We start from the raw sequence: 1,723 nt of genomic DNA, 5'->3' as shown, positions 1-1,723 counted from the left end.
GGCGGGGGCCGTCCTGGGAGGCTAGGCGGGGCGGGGTGCGGCGTCCGCCCGTTGACTTCCCAGGTGCGCGGCCGTGCTCGCAGGTCCGCCCCCCTGGCTCGCGCTCCGTTCTCCTCCGGCTCCCGCGACTGTCCAGGAGTTGTCGCACTCGAGCTCGAGTGCGACAACTTCTGCACAGTCGGCGACGACGGTGGACGGGACGGGGCCGGCGGCTCCGCGAGTACGCGGAAGTGGCCGTACCGGAGCGCGAGTACGGCGGCTTCGGAGGAGTGGCGACCGGACCGGGGGGTGTGGGTCGCGAGTGCTCAGGAGTCGTCGCAGTCGACGCCGAGTGCGACGACTTCTGGACAGTGGGCGGGAGGCCCCGGCGGCACGCATCGCGCCCGGCGCCCGCGACCTAGGGTGAGGGCATGCATCCGCTCGACGCCCAGGACCCGCTCGCGCACTGCCCCGAGCTGTTCGTCCGCACCCCCGAGGTCCGCTCCTACCTCGACGGCAACTCGCTCGGCCGGCCGCTGCGCGCGAGCGTCGCCCGGCTCGCGCGGTTCGCGGAGGAGGAGTGGGGCGGCCGCCTCATCCGCGGCTGGGAGGAGGGCTGGCTCGACCTGCCGCTCGAGGTCGGCGACGCCCTGGGCTCCGCGGTGCTGGGAGCCGCGGCCGGGCAGACGGTCGTCGCCGACTCCACGACCGTCCTGCTCTACAAGCTCGCCCGCGCGGCGATCGCCCGCCAGGCGGAGCAGGGGCGCGACGAGATCGTCGTGGACACCGACAACTTCCCCACCGACCGGTACGTGCTGGAGGGCATCGCGGCCGAGACCGGCAGCACGCTCCGCTGGATCGACTCCGACCCCGGGAGCGGCGTCGGCCCCGACGACCTCGCCCCGGTGCTCGGCGAGCGGACGGCGCTGGTGCTGCTCAGCCACGTCGCCTACCGCTCGGGGTTCCTCGCCGACGCCGCGGCGATCACCGCCCAGGCGCACGAGGCCGGCGCGCTCGTGCTCTGGGACGCCTCCCACTCCGTCGGCTCGGTGCCGCTCGAGCTCGACGCGTGGGGCGCGGACCTCGCGGTCGGCTGCTCCTACAAGTACCTCAACGGAGGCCCGGGGGCGCCCGCGTGGGCGTACGTCGCCTCCCGGCACCAGGGCTCGCTCGCGCAGCCGGTCCAGGGCTGGATGGGCGTCGCCGACATGTTCGAGATGGGCCCCGGCTACCGTCCGGCCGAGGGGATGCGGCGCTTCCTCAGCGGGACCCCGCCGATCACGGGGATGCTCGCGATGCAGGACATGATCGCGCTGATCGCCTCGGTGGGCATGACCGCGGTGCGCGCGAAGTCCGAGGCGATGACGGCGTACGCGCTGGAGCTGGCCGACGCGTGGCTGGTGCCGCGAGGGGTGCGGGTGGCGACTCCGCTCGACCCCGCCCGGCGCGGATCGCACGTGACCATCGCGCACGAGTCGTTCGCCGGCCTCGTGCCGCGGCTGCAGGCGGAGGGGATCGTGCCGGACTTCCGGCGGCCCGACGGCATCCGGATCGGCCTCTCTCCGCTGTCGACCACCTTCGCCGAGCTGGAGCTGGGCATGGCGGCCGTCCGCGACTCGCTCTCCTGACCCCTGACTCCTGCCCCATCCCGCCTCCCCGCCCCGGTGAGGGAACCCCGAACCGTCGAGGGAACCACGGACAGCGGGTTCCCTCGACGGTTCGGGGTTCCCTCACCGGGGCGGGG

The 1,723-nt window shown here is 74.6% G+C and carries 1 protein-coding gene; it reads left to right on the top strand.

The window, feature by feature from the left end:
* Window positions 1-410 precede the first annotated feature (410 nt).
* The gene (locus C5D08_RS16535) at window positions 411-1,607 is read left to right on the top strand and encodes a kynureninase (protein WP_104277941.1); all 1,197 of its coding nucleotides are present in this window, start codon (window positions 411-413) and stop codon (window positions 1,605-1,607) included.
* The last annotated feature ends 116 nt before the right edge of the window (window positions 1,608-1,723 follow it).

The organism is Rathayibacter sp. AY1B6 (genome assembly GCF_002932755.1).
GTDB lineage: Bacteria > Actinomycetota > Actinomycetes > Actinomycetales > Microbacteriaceae > Rathayibacter.
This window is presented reverse-complemented; position numbering and strand designations above follow the sequence as displayed.

Coding starts and splice junctions, on each gene's coding strand:
- C5D08_RS16535 (WP_104277941.1), top strand. CDS start 411: ATGCATCCGCTCGACGCCCAGGACCCGCTCGCGCACTGCCCCGAGCTG.